Origin of the sequence: Enterococcus sp. (assembly GCF_022711995.1) — a bacterium.
Classification (GTDB): Bacteria; Bacillota; Bacilli; order Lactobacillales; family Enterococcaceae; genus Enterococcus_D.
The window spans coordinates 1-13,134 of the sequence record NZ_JALAHI010000016.1 but is presented as its reverse complement, the minus strand read 5'-3'; the positions used below and the strand labels follow the sequence as shown (position 1 = coordinate 13,134).

At 42.5% G+C, this 13,134-nt stretch carries 9 protein-coding genes and 1 pseudogene; 9 read left to right on the top strand and 1 reads right to left on the bottom strand.

Annotated features, from left to right (window positions below; genetic code table 11):
* Positions 1-219: 219 nt before the first annotated feature.
* Complete coding sequence (locus tag Q0A12_RS01530) at positions 220-1,995, bottom strand: sigma-54-dependent transcriptional regulator (protein WP_291290960.1); 1,776 nt, start codon at positions 1,993-1,995, stop codon at positions 220-222.
* A 178-nt stretch (positions 1,996-2,173) separates the two neighbouring features.
* Here Q0A12_RS01530 and Q0A12_RS01525 point away from each other — a divergent pair, with 178 nt between their 5' ends.
* The 9 genes and pseudogenes from Q0A12_RS01525 to Q0A12_RS16390 form a co-directional block, all read left to right on the top strand.
* Entirely contained in the window at positions 2,174-3,397 is a 1,224-nt protein-coding gene (locus Q0A12_RS01525) for a four-carbon acid sugar kinase family protein (RefSeq protein ID WP_291290959.1), read from the top strand.
* Between the two features lie 20 nt (positions 3,398-3,417).
* Positions 3,418-4,575: an iron-containing alcohol dehydrogenase gene (locus tag Q0A12_RS01520; protein ID WP_291290958.1), complete on the top strand. Its 1,158-nt coding sequence runs from the start codon at positions 3,418-3,420 to the stop codon at positions 4,573-4,575.
* Between the two features lie 28 nt (positions 4,576-4,603).
* Positions 4,604-5,632, top strand: a complete 1,029-nt coding sequence (gene pdxA / locus Q0A12_RS01515; RefSeq protein WP_291290957.1) for a 4-hydroxythreonine-4-phosphate dehydrogenase PdxA — start codon at positions 4,604-4,606, stop codon at positions 5,630-5,632.
* A gap of 42 nt (positions 5,633-5,674) precedes the next feature.
* Entirely contained in the window at positions 5,675-6,844 is a 1,170-nt protein-coding gene (locus Q0A12_RS01510) for a sialidase family protein (protein ID WP_291290956.1), read from the top strand.
* 140 nt (positions 6,845-6,984) lie between these two features.
* The gene (dapA, locus tag Q0A12_RS01505; RefSeq protein ID WP_291290955.1) at positions 6,985-7,893 is read left to right on the top strand and encodes a 4-hydroxy-tetrahydrodipicolinate synthase; all 909 of its coding nucleotides are present in this window, start codon (positions 6,985-6,987) and stop codon (positions 7,891-7,893) included.
* A 191-nt stretch (positions 7,894-8,084) separates the two neighbouring features.
* Entirely contained in the window at positions 8,085-9,368 is a 1,284-nt protein-coding gene (locus tag Q0A12_RS01500; protein WP_291290954.1) for an SLC13 family permease, read from the top strand.
* A 47-nt stretch (positions 9,369-9,415) separates the two neighbouring features.
* Positions 9,416-9,763, top strand: coding sequence for a 2-dehydro-3-deoxyphosphogluconate aldolase (locus Q0A12_RS01495; RefSeq protein ID WP_291290953.1), 348 nt, complete (start codon positions 9,416-9,418; stop codon positions 9,761-9,763).
* 146 nt (positions 9,764-9,909) lie between these two features.
* Complete coding sequence (locus tag Q0A12_RS01490; RefSeq protein ID WP_291290952.1) at positions 9,910-12,525, top strand: calcium-translocating P-type ATPase, PMCA-type; 2,616 nt, start codon at positions 9,910-9,912, stop codon at positions 12,523-12,525.
* An 89-nt stretch (positions 12,526-12,614) separates the two neighbouring features.
* Positions 12,615-12,805, top strand: a pseudogene (locus Q0A12_RS16390) (transcription antiterminator BglG); the annotation flags it as partial.
* Between the last annotated feature and the right edge of the window lie 329 nt (positions 12,806-13,134).

Sequence of the window (13,134 nt, the reverse complement as noted above, 5' to 3'; positions counted from 1 at the left end):
TGTTGAAATTCTGTTAACACTATTGGTTTTAGCTTGATGGGTAAAGTTCAGTTTAATACATTGCAAATATGGTGCACATATGGCGTCGGCAATTCAAATAAAAGTTGAGTGAAATAAAGAACTCACCCTTTATTTTATATTCTACAAAAAAACCATATTTATAGTAAAGAAGAGGGTATAGATCCTACAGATTTTTTGCTTTTTTGGTCTCACTACAACTTACTGCTCTTCTTTCAGGTAGCGCCAGAGGGTGGTTCTGCTGATTCCTAACTGATTCGCGGTCTTGGTCTGGTTGCCTTCATTTTGTTCCAATACATTCAAAATAATTTCTTTGGTGTAGTCGAACAATGTGGGGTGGTGCAAGGGATTTTTGGCAGTAAAGTGATCCTTGAGATGGGTAAAATTTTGGATCAATCGTTCCCTGTTCAGCAATTCTGTGACTTGGTGTTCAGAAATATAATGGGTACTGGCATTGACCACCAGTTCTTTGATGCAGTATTGCAGCTGATCAAAATTGCCCGGCCAATCAAAAGCTAGGAATGATTCAAAGGCTTTGGGTTCGAAGCCCATGATCTCTTTGCTGCAGGCAATGTTCATTTTATTCAACAGCAGTGTCGTGATGATGCTTAGTTCATTTTTTCGTTCGCGAATTGCTGGCGCATAGATTTTTGCACAGTTTAATTGGCTTGCCAGTCGGGTAAATGTTGTTTGATCAGATGCTTTATTGTTGTCGTAGGTAAAGATCAGTTGATTGTGGCTGCGTACATTCGTTGTCTTAATCAATGAGACAATTCGTTCGATTGCCGCTGCACTCAGTTGTTCGACATTCTCAAAAAGAATCGTATTGTGGACGTCAACAAAGGGACCATTCGTCGCGTTGACTAGAAATTTCCACAGCTTGTCTGTAATGAGTTTGCAATTGATCGAGATCAGGTAGTTGGTGTTTTTTGTCTGATCAAGATAAAGTTGGTAAGCAATATTTTTTTTGGCAGTGCCACTTTCTCCAAAAATAAGATAGGAAGAATAATAGGCGTCATATTTTTCGGCTTCATGCTTGATACTTTCGGAAATAAATTGTGAAAATAATAACTTTTTCGAGAAGCTATCAGCGACTTCGGATTTTCTCTGGTAGGTGACATCTAGTTTAGTGACTACCGGAGGTGCACTGTTTTCTTGAATGGTGCAGCTGTAGTAGCGCTGCTGTTCCACGGGATACGCGTGGATGGATAAGGAAATATACCTGTTTTTTGTTTGCGAGTAATACTGAATGTCGGTCTTTTCGGGTTTGGTCTGAAGGACGTTCATGATCTCTTCGGTAAAATCCGGTTCTAATGTAGAAAATTCAATGGTATAGCTGTCATCGTAAAGCAGCAAATCTTGCTGTTGGCTCAAGATCCCTTTTTCGAGGATCTCTTTTTTTTGTTTGACTTGTTGAACGTGATCGATAATCGACAGTGCGTCTTCGTAAGCACTCTTGATGCTTTCCAAACCGGAAGTGATCAAAATCGTATTTAGGGATTTCAAAAGAGCAATGCGGTTGGTAATAGCATCACATAAAATCAATTCGTAGTTTTTTTCTGCTAATGTATCAAGAATCTCATTGGCATCGATGGTTTCATCGATGGTGTGGATCTCGATTTTGTATCCTAAAAGGTCGCAGAGCAAGTGGGCTTTTTCGGTAATGCTGGGATAGCCGACGATCGCAAAATTTTGGGTATAATTTTCTGCTAGCCGAATCGAACTTAGGACATCATAAATGGATAGTGAGACATCGATGACTGGCAAAGAGACAACTTTGCGAATCAATTTGGCCGTTCCACCCCGAGAAATGATCGCATCGTAACCGTCCGTATACAGTTTGGCAGCTAAGTTTTGTCCTTCGACCAGGTCAGCGGTGTAAATGGTCGTTTCCACCTCTGGGTATTGTTCACCGATAACATGCATCGAATGATTTAATTCTTCATAAGGGGCAATCCCTAAAATCTTTCGCTTCATCTTTTTCCCCATCCTTTGATAATCGTTTCATATATGAACAATCATAGCACGAAAAATTGAAAAAAACTTGATTATTTAAGCGAACGTTTCTAAATTAAACGTTTTTTCTTCTTTTTAGAATGTAAACGCTTGATTCTAGCTACTATAATCAAACCATGAAGTACGAGGTGGTGAGTAAATGTTAAAGTTGTTAGTTATTGCGGACGACTTTACAGGAGCACTGGATACTGGGGTTCAATTTTCGAGACAAGGGATTCAAACATTGGTCTCAACGGAAACCGTCGTCCAATATGACACACTTCCGCAGGAAATCGAAGTGTTGGTTCTTAATACGGAGAGCCGGCATCTAACTTTTAAGCAAGCATATGAGAAAACCAAAACGATTTTGGAAGAAGCGAAAGTGGCCCAAGTTCCATTTATTTATAAAAAAGTAGATTCAGCATTAAGAGGAAACATCAGCGCGGAGATCAAAGCGATTCTTGACACGAATGAACAAGCACCTCTTCCTTTCCTACCGGCATATCCAGAGATGAATCGGGTAGTGATCGATGGGCATTTATATATAGAAGATGTTTTGGTATCAGAGAGTGTTTTTGCAGAAGATCCTTATGAACCTGTAACTGAGAGCAATGTCGTACAGCGATTGCAAAGGGAAGCGGGAATCGAGGCAATGCTGGTCAACGATCAGTCATTGCCGGAAACCGGGGTAATGGTTTTTGATGCACAGACAGATGAGATGTTACAAGTCCATGCCAAACGTCTGACAGAGGAAAATCTTCTGGGAGTGACGGTGGGGTGTGCAGGGTTTGCAAAGGTCCTGGCGCAACAATTGTTTCCCAATGGACAAGCAGTAGCCTACAAGCTGCAAAAGCCAGTAGTGGTGATTTGTGGCAGTGTCAATCCAATCACGAAGAAACAAATCGACTATGCTGAGCGAAACCATCCTAGGATCTCTCTAACGCCACAGCAGCTATTGGAACCTAGCCATTGGCAAACTGCTGCAGGAGAGGCAGAGATCACCCATTACTTGGAATTGATGAAGAAGGACACATTGGTGGTTTTTGAAACCTGTAGTGATCAAACAACAGCTGAAATTGTGACTTATAGTCAAGAAAAGGGGTTATCTGCGGAGGCTTACCGGTTTAGAATAGGAACGGCGTTGGGGCAATTAACAAAAGCCCTTTGGTCGCAACACCAAGAGAACACATTCCTATTTACTGGTGGGGATACATTGTTTCAATCAATGGAAGTCTTAGGTGTGACCGGAATCAAACCGTTAACAGAGATCAAACCAGGTGTCGTGTTGTCTACTATCGAATGGAATAACCAAGAGATGCAGGTAATCACGAAATCCGGCGGTTTTGGAACAGAAGAATTATTTGAAGAAATTAGATTGTATTAAACGATCAAGGAGGATCTATTATGCTAACAGACTACAGTTTAAAGATGCCAAAAAATATTCGGGCAGGAGAACATGCGATTGAGCAATTAGAAGAAATCATCAGCAGCGGCGTTCATAAAATCGTTATTTTCACAGATAAAGGTCTTCTAAGTTTAGGGTTGGTCGATTTACCGATCCAAATCATTGAAAAAGCCGGCATTGAGTATACGATTCTTTCTGATATTCCAGCGGAACCAAATTATCACGAAGCGCAAGCAGTGATCGATGCCTTTAAGCAAGAAGCAGCCGACTTGGTAATTGCTGTTGGGGGCGGTTCAGTCATGGATGTGGCGAAATTGGCTTCGATCTTAGCAACAGATGACTACACGGTCAAAGACTTATTAGATAATCCATTATTGGCGAAAAAACAAGTGCCAAGTTTAATGATTCCTTCCACTGCTGGAACTGGAGCTGAAGCAACACCCAATGCGATTGTAGGCGTTCCAGAAAAAGATTTGAAAATCGGGATCGTCAATCCGGAAATGATCGCTGATTTCGTGTTACTCGATGGACGAATGATCAAAAACTTACCAAAACCAATTGCAGCAGCCACAGGTGTAGATGCATTGTGTCATGCGATTGAATGTTTCACCTCTGCCAAAGCTAATCCAATCAGTGATACCTTTGCACTGGAAGCACTAGATTTGATTATGAACAACATCATTGAAGCTTGCACAAATCCAGAAGCATTGGAAGCAAAACGCAAAATGCTACTTGGTTCATTTTATGCAGGGGTAGCCATCACGGCATCCGGGACGACCGCAGTTCACGCGCTTTCTTACCCGTTAGGCGGCAAATACCACATTGCTCACGGTGTCTCCAATGCGATTTTGTTGACACCGGTAATGAAATTCAATGAACCAGCAATCAAAGATTTACTCGCTGTCGCTTATGATCGTGTCATCAAAAATGGACATCAAGACTGGTCGGTTGCCGAAAAATCAGCCTATATGATCAGCCAGTTAGATGAAATCGTGAAAGTATTGGAAATTCCAACAAGTTTGAAAACATTTAATGTACCAGAAGAAGACTTGGATGGCTTAGTAGCAGCGGGCATGGAAGTAACACGTCTACTGGTCAACAACAAACGAGAAGTCACACCAGAAGATGCCCGTGCCATCTATCTGCAAATCTTATAATTTGAATTCAGAAAGGAAGAAGCATGTCATGAAAAAAATCGTCGGTATCACGATGGGAGATCCTGCAGGGATCGGACCTGAAATCTCCCTCAAAGCTTTTGCCAAACCGGCACTCTATGACAAGTGCCGCCCACTATTAGTCGGAGACAAAAGTGTTGTTGATTACTATCTAGCAAAACATCCTGAATTAGCGTTGGAAGTAAATACAATCAGTCAGCCCAAAGAAGGGCGCTTTACCTTTGGCACCATTGACTTGATCGATTTGAAGATCGTGGATATGGCAACCTTCCAAATTGGTGAAGTTTCTCATGTGGGCGGCGATGCTGCTTTCCAATATGTGAAGAAAGTCATCGAGCTAGCGTTAGCCAAAGAAATCGATGCAACCGTAACGAATCCATTGAATAAAGAAGCCATGAATGCTGCCGGCCACCACTATGCCGGTCATACAGAAATCTACGCCGATCTAACCGGTACTGACAAATACACTATGATGTTGGCAGATGGTAACTTGCGGGTGGTGCATGTCTCGACTCACGTGTCATTACGAGAAGCCTGTGACCGGGCCACCAAAGAACGTGTCCTCGATGTGATCCGAATCGCAGACCAAGCGTGTAAAGATCTAGGAATCGAAAATCCACGGGTCGCAGTAGCGGGCTTGAATCCCCACTGTGGCGAAAATGGGTTGTTTGGTCGTGAAGAAATCGATGAAATCAACCCGGCTGTAGAAGCGGCCAAAGCGGAGGGAATCAATGTATTTGGTTCATTGCCTGCAGATACGCTTTTCTCAAAGGCCAATGGGGGTATGTATGACATCGTTGTGGCCATGTACCACGATCAAGGACACATTCCTTTGAAACTTTTAGGCTTTGTTTACGATCAAGAAGCACAAAACTGGAAAGCAGTGCAAGGCGTTAACATTACCTTGAATCTTCCAATTATTCGGACGTCTGTTGACCATGGAACGGCTTTTGATCAAGCAGGAAAATGGACGGCTAGTGAAGCCAGTTTAGAAAATGCCATCGATTATGCTATCCAATTGGCGGAACATTCAAAATAAGCACAAATGCAGCACAATATAAACATTTTTAGGGGGAGAAACATGGTGATTCTAGAACAAGTGCGACAATCAGAACCCAATGGCGTCATGTACCGAGATACATTCTTAAATGTTGATTTTGGTTTGATTCCAACCGGCGATAACAACACGGCTCACGCACCGGCTTTGATTGAAACTGCAGATGGCGGGATGTTGTGCGGATGGTTTGCCGGGAGCTTTGAAGGGAGCGGCGATATCTCGATCGTCGTCTCAAAATTAGACCCAGAAACACAGAAGTGGTCGGTTCCTGTTACCGTCTCACAAGGTGTAGACCGCAGCGAACAAAATCCCTCCTTCTTTCGGGCGCCAGATGGCAAGATTTGGCTGATCTATACCTCGCAAGTCAGCCGCCAAGAAGGAAAAGACAATATGCAGTTCACGTCCATCATCATGGTGCAAAAATCAGCCGATGAAGGACAAACTTGGGGAAATCCTGAAGTGCTTTTTGATCAAGAAGGCACGTTTGGCCGTCAAGGAATTCAAATTTTAAGTAACGGTCGCTGGCTTTACAGTACGTGGTTATGTGAAGATTCAGCAGATGGGTTGACCAATGATCCGACTGAGTTCCGCCTATCGGATGATGAAGGTCAAACTTGGCGGGCCGTTCGGATGCCAGATAGTAACGGTCGGGTTCATGCCAATGTCGTGGAAGTCGAGGAAGGTCATTTAGTGGCCTTCATGAGAAGCCGCTTCGCCGATTTCGTCTACAGCAGTGAATCCTTTGACTTTGGCGATAGCTGGAGTGTGCCGGAAGCAACTGTTTTACCCAATAACAACGCCAGTATCAGTGCAATCAAATTGGCAAGCGGTGAAATCGCATTGGCATACAATGTTAATTCCGCACCAAACGCAGCCTTCGGGCAAGTCGCGTGGCCGGGCTTACGAAATCCTGTTGCTGTCTCTGTAAGTGAAGACTTTGGCAAGACATGGCCAATCGGACGGATTTTTGAAGCTGCAGAAGGCTATATCGGTACTGAGAACAAAACCAATAATTCACAACATGAATACCCAACTCTTTACCAAGATAGTCAAGGGAATTTACATCTGGTCTATGCGTACCGCAATCGACTTTGCGTGAAGTACGTCCGTTTTACCGTCGCTGATCTATTTGGCGAAAAACGGGAATCCGTAGGTGTATACAACCCAACTTCAGGTGAAGGGGTCGAAAAATAAACAAAAATCGGGCTCATTGACGGAAAATCAGCTGATCATTGCGCAAGCTCCCGTAAAAGGGAGTAGCGCAGACAGCCGTCAATTTAACGAAAATGAAACCGCATTCCATACGAATTTTATAAAAGAGGAGAGACATTACTATGAAAACAATCGAATTAAAAGGGATTATCAGCCCAATTTTGACACCTATGCATGAAGACGAAAGTATCAACTTTGAGGAACTGCGCAACCAAGTAGATCGGATGATCGACAATGGTATCCACGGAATTTTTCCTTTTGGTACAAATGGGGAAGGCTATATCTTGTCTGCAGAAGAGAAAAAGCTTGTTCTAGAAGTTGTCGTTGATCAAACGGCAGGTCGGGTACCGATCTATGCTGGTTCAGGGGCTATCTCCACAAAAGAAACGATCGCTCAAAGTAAGATGGCACAAGCTGCTGGCGCAGATGTCTTATCAATCATTGCACCAAGCTTTGCAGCAGCGAGCCAAGAAGAAATCTATACCCACTACAAAACGATTGCCGAAGCGGTTGATATGCCAATCGTGCTTTACAACATCCCTGCTCGAACTGGCAATGCGATTGCACCAGCGACTGTCGCTCGTCTGGCACAAATCGAAAATATTATTGGTGCAAAAGATTCCAGCGGTAACTTCTCCAATATTTTAGGTTATATCGAAGCAGGAAAAGCAAAAACCAATGGCAAATTCTACACGTTATCAGGAAATGATCAATTGATCATCTGGACATTATTAGCAGGGGGAACTGGCGGTATTGCAGGTTGTGCTAATGTTTATCCGAAAACAATGGCTTCTATCTATGATCTCTTTGTAGAAGGCAAGATCGAAGAAGCGAAGACAGCCAATGAACGGATTCAAAACTTCCGCAACTGTTTCAAATACGGCAATCCAAACACCATCGTTAAGACAGCTGCAGCGCTACTTGGCAACAATGTAGGCAAATGTCGGGCACCGTTCAACCAAATTCCAGCCGAAGGAATCGAAGCGTTGAAAAAAGTATTAGCGGAAGACAAAGCAAAAGGCATGAAGTAAGACGACCATCAAAAATTTGTTTTGTGCAGGCAATAGCAGTGAGAGAGGTGACATAAGTGAAGAATAGCCGAAAGCAGCCAGCGAGAGAATCTGGATTGCCACACCTGATAAAAGGTAGTGTTTCTCGTTTCATTCTGCCATTTATGTCACCATCTTCTGCTGATGCACAGGACTAAAAGCAGGAGGAAATTATGACTATTCAAATGATGATTGCATTAGCAATTACTGTAGTAATGATCATTTTAGTAATGATTGAAAAAATTCCCTTCGGGGCAGCGCCATTATTTGCATGTTTATTGTTAGTTATTTTTGGAATTACGGATATCAAAGGAGCATTTGCTGGTTTCTCAAATTCAACTATTGTGATGTTGGCTGAATTCATGGCGATCATTGCCGCACTGGAGAAGACGAGTTTTATCGTTGTTTTCAAAAAGGCCATGTTCTCAATGGCGAACAAAGGTGGTTTCAAGTCCTATATTCTGATCATTCTAGTAGTGATGTTAGGCTGTAGTTTGTTTGGGACTGGCTCAACCGCTTATTATGTACTGACACTTGGGTTATTATCTACACTGCCTTATTCAAAAAAATTACCTCCATCGAAAGTCATCATGACTGCGGGATTTGCGACTAACCACCCATTGATTCCTTTCAATACCGCATTGCAGTATGGAATCGTGATTGCTGTTTTAAATTCTGCTGGGATCATGGCAGAGGTTTCTGTGTTTAAATTTGCAATTGTTAACTTGTTTTTATCTATTGGTTTCTTAATCAACTGTATCATTCAGTACAAATTTCTTCCCGATCATCCTACCTCTGATGACAATAAAGTTGTAGAGACAGCTAACGGAAATGAGAGCGCTTCTCTTTTGCCTCGCTGGAAAGAGTTGACGACTTACGGAGTATTTATCTTCGCCGTTGCAGGTATGTTGCTGCAAAGTAAAATTGGTGATGCCGGCTATGCGATGGCTGGGTTATCAGTTGCGGTCATTTTGCTGATTGGGGTCTTAGACTTCAAAGAGATCCGCGATGCCATCAGTGCACCAATCATCTTGATGTCTGCTGGGGTCATTGGTGTGGCAGATGCTTTGGGTAGTACAGGATTGACCAATTTAGTTGGAACGTCTGTAGCAGGAATCTTGGGTACCAACGTCAATCCTTTTGTGATGATCTTTGCCTTTTGTGTCCTAACCAGCTTATTGGCTACACTAACTGGTTCAACGATCGGTACTGTCTATGTATTTACGCCACTTGCGATTGCTACTTGCCGAAGCTTGGGATTAGATCCTACAGCAGCAGCCTGTGCCATCGTCATCTCAGGCTGGTGCGGTCACTTCCTGCCAATTGATGGGATGCCCGCAATGATTTTAGGAACTGGGAAATATACAGCGGTCCAATTTTGGAAATTTACGATTCCGCAATATTTTATTCGTCTTGTATTTTTAACGGTAGGATCAATTTTGATGTTCCCAATGTAACAAGAAGAAACAGTATGATACAACGACTATGAAAGAGGTGCAATAAAATGGAAAACCACTTTGAATTAGAACATATTGGCATCAACACGGAAAATGAGACAGAGGCACAAGCGTTAGCGGACCAATTGAGTATGATCTTTAATTTGGCACCGCGACATGGCCAAAAATCAGAATTTGCTGGCGATTACTTTGAATGTATGAAAGCACCTTTCTTAGGTAAAAATGGTCATATCGCGATGCGGACTTCGGACTTGGAAAGCGCAGTGGCAGAATTAAAGGCGAAAGGACTCTCCTTTAATATGGATACAGCTGCCTACGACGAAGAAAATAAATTGAAAAACATTTATCTTGCTGGCGAGTTTGGCGGATTTGCTATTCACATCTTGAGAAAGTAAAACCATCATTTTTGATCTTCTCCTTATTGAATAGTCATAGTAGAATGAAAGTTTGTTCTGCTATGACATTTTTTGATAAAAGATGGCGCACTGACAGAGAAAAAGAGTTAAAATAGCAATGATACTAAAATTAGGAGTTGAATAAAGTGGATCTATGGTTTACTAAAACGAAAGAAGAAGTCTTGCAATCTCTGGACACGAACCCAGAGACGGGGCTATCCAGTCAAGAAGTCGAAAAAAGACTGCAGTCTTTCGGAAGAAATGAATTAGAAGTAAAAAAGAAAGAAAGTTTATTGAAAAAAGTGATTGGGCAATTAGAAGACCCAATGATCATCGTTCTGTTGATTGCCGCTTTTCTGTCCTATGTTTCTAGCGGATTTGAAGATTGGATCGATTCTGTCATTATTTTACTGATTGTCGTGATCAATGCCATCATTTCGATTTCTCAAGAAAATAACGCCAATAAATCGTTGGAAGCTTTGCAGAAAATGTCCGCACCGTTAGCTAAAGTGATTCGTAACGGAAAATTGGAACATGTTGAGACGGCCACATTGGTGCCAGGTGATATCATCGAATTAGAAGCGGGAGATTTAGTACCAGCGGATGTTAGGATCTTGACCGCAGCAAATCTAAAAGCCGATGAAGCTGCCATGACAGGTGAATCGGTACCGGTAAACAAAAAAGCATTGGAAGGATTGCCTGAAGACACAGTGCTAGCGGACCGCAAAAACATGCTGATTTCTTCTACAGTGATCACAAATGGTCGAGGCACTTGCGTAGTTACAAGTACAGGGATGAAAACGGAAGTTGGTCGGATCGCCAATATGTTGATCTCTGAAGATGACAATACGACGCCGTTGCAACGAAAAATGGCTGAAATATCTAAATTGTTGTCGATCATCTGTTTAGGTATCTGTATCTTGATGTTTGTCGTAGGCCTTTTGTATAGCCGTCCAATTCTTGAAATCTTCATGATGGCTGTCTCACTTGGTGTGGCTGCGATCCCTGAAGGATTGGCTGCCATCGTTACAATCGTCTTGGCATTAGGGGTCCAACGTTTGGTGAAACGCCATGCCATCGTTAAGAAGTTACCAGCGGTTGAAACACTAGGCGCTGCTTCCGTTATCTGTAGTGATAAAACAGGGACATTGACCCAAAATAAAATGACTGTAGTTGAAACCTTCGTTCATGGGCAGGAAACAGAACAACAACTGTTAACCATTGGCGCGTTATGTAACGATTCTAAGTTAACGGTTGACGGAAACGAGTTTCAAGTGACCGGTGACCCGACAGAAACTGCCTTTGTCAGCAAAGCTTATGAAGAAAAGTTAGACAAAAATAAATTGGAAGCCAATCTGCCACGTGTTGCTGAGATTCCTTTTGATTCGGAACGTAAATTGATGAGCACGATCCATAAAACCGAACAAGGGTATCGTGTCATGGTCAAAGGTGCCCCGGATGTTCTATTGACTCGTTGTCAGGTTGATGAGACAGACGCACAGAACATTGCAGCCAAAAACGCGGAAATGGCATCGAATGCCTTGCGGGTCTTAGGTATTGCCTATAAAGACATCACTGAAGTGCCAGAGGAATTGACTTCCGAAGACATCGAAAATCAGTTGACATTTGTAGGACTTGTCGGAATGATCGATCCTCCTCGTCAAGAAGTGAAGCAAGCCGTTGCTGAATGTTATGATGCAGGTATTCGCCCAGTCATGATCACTGGCGACCACAAATTAACGGCAGTGGCGATCGCCAAAGAATTAGACATTTTCCGTTCTGGGGATTTGGCGATGACAGGCGCCGAACTAGACATGATGCCACAAGAAATTTTAGAAGAAGAAGTAGCGAAGTATTCTGTCTACGCCCGTGTTTCGCCCGAACATAAAATGCGGATCGTTAAAGCATGGCAAGCAAACGGTATGGTCGTTGCGATGACTGGTGATGGAGTCAATGATGCCCCTGCCTTGAAAGTAGCCGATATTGGTTGTGCAATGGGAATCACCGGAACAGATGTGGCTAAAGGAGCCGCGGATATGATCTTGACGGATGATAATTTTGCGACGATTGTCCATGCGGTCGAACAAGGAAGAGGAATCTTCTCCAATATCAAAAAATCGATTCAGTATTTATTGAGTTGTAACATCGGTGAAATCATCACTATTTTCGTTGCAACTGCCTTGAACTTCCATCAAATGCCATTAGTTGCGATCCAATTGCTATGGTTGAACCTTGTGACGGACTCACTGCCTGCTTTGGCATTAGGGATGGAACCTGTTGAACCTGGTGTGATGAAACAAAAACCTCGTGATTCTCGTAAAAGTATTTTTGCAGATGGATTTGCTACAAGCATGATTTTTTACGGTGTCTTAGTTGGCGCAATCACATTGGCCGCGTATTGGTTAGGTGAATATGTCTTGTCTGATCCAACCGTTGCTGATGGTACAGCAAATACGATGGCATTTGCTACCCTTGTTTTTGGTGAATTGACTCGGGCGTTTGCTGTCCGCAGTGAAACACGTTCGATCTTTAGCATTGGGGTGTTCTCTAACAGCGCGATGAACAAAGCCTTTTTGGTCAGCTTAGCCATGCAATTGGCAGTCTTGTTCATTCCATTCTTACAAGAAATTTTCAAAGTTCAAAGCTTGTCAGGTATCGAATGGGTAATCGTGATTCTACTCTCACTTGTCCCACTGATCGTTAGTGAATTAACTAAAGCTTTTCGCAATAAAAGCAAAGCGGTAGGCGAACTTTCAATGTAAAAGTGAAGCACTCTCTTTTTGAGGCATTTTCCTTTTGGGAAAATGCCTTTTTCTGTTTGGCAGAAAGCAGCGAGGACTGGTGAGGGAGTATTTTTGGATTATTGCAGGATAAAGACGAAGGCTTGTATCGGCAAATGTGGGCACTGTACCCAAATGCTAGGGAGATTGCGACAAAAGTAGCTATATCGATAATGAATACCACACGAAAATTCCTGAAAATGAACTTGTTTTTCTTGGCGTTCCTATCAATCGATTGATGAATCACTCAGCGATTGAATAACGGTCTGTAGTTGAGCTTTCCTTGAGGGACTGTGACATAAATCATCTACAAGTAACAATATCCGAACAATAACTAGTATTGCTCCCACGATGCAGTGACTCATCCTCGCAAAAGTCAGAGGAATCTATAGCAATAGAATATGATTTGGTTTGGTTTAACTTGTTGGATGATGACTTATGTCACAGTTCCTTTCCTACGATTAGTCAAGGGAAACGAAAAAGAGTGTCAAATTAATTTTATTAATATGATTGTTAAGTATCTTTACCCATGTCAAATAACCCTCACTTTGTTCATTTTTTTAAAGAGAGGAAATAGTGGTATAATTATCC